Origin of the sequence: Thalassobacterium maritimum (assembly GCF_031127805.1) — a bacterium.
Lineage (GTDB): Bacteria > Verrucomicrobiota > Verrucomicrobiia > Opitutales > Coraliomargaritaceae > Thalassobacterium > Thalassobacterium maritimum.
In genome coordinates, this window is the sequence record NZ_JARXHW010000206.1 from 1 (window position 1) to 600 (window position 600).

A 600-nucleotide genomic window follows, 5' to 3' on the forward strand; every position below is an offset into this window, starting at 1 on the left:
AAGTATGAAACTCATCCGCATATTCCTTTGCTCACTACTTGCTCTGAGTGCAAGCGTGCTCAGTGCGGATACCTATGGCTGGCATGCGGCTGAGGTGCGAGGTGACGAGCGGGCGGTATTAGTGCTCTGTCCTGGCATGAACGGAGATGGGGCGTTCTTTCTAAAGGAATCCTCATGGATGGATTTTGCGGAGGACAATCGTTTGGGTGTCATCGCGCTCGCTTTTAAATCGAGGTCGGAGCAAATGTATGGTGAAGCGCGTGAAGGGTATTACTGGCCGGAGCAAGGTTCAGGCAAAGCCCTGCTGGATGCGGTTCGTACGACTTACGGTCGCGATCTGCCCATTCTGATTTATGGCTTTTCAGGTGGCGCGCAGTTTACCAGCCGCTTTGTCGAGTGGGTGCCAGAGCGTGTCATCGCGTGGGCCGCATATTCAGCTCAATTCTGGGATTCGCCGCAAATCAGTGAGGCGAATCCCCCGGGGATCGTGGCATGTGGCGAGCATGATGGCGGACGCTGGTACCCCAGCTTTTCTTATTTTTATCAAGGTCGGCAGCAACATAAGCCTTGGGTCTGGGTGAGCCTTCCAAGGACCGGACA

The 600-nt window shown here is 54.7% G+C and carries 1 protein-coding gene; it reads left to right on the forward strand.

What is annotated here, in order from left to right:
- The coding region (locus QEH52_RS20920; RefSeq protein ID WP_308952742.1) for a hypothetical protein at nt 1–600 on the forward strand (600 nt) is incomplete at both ends.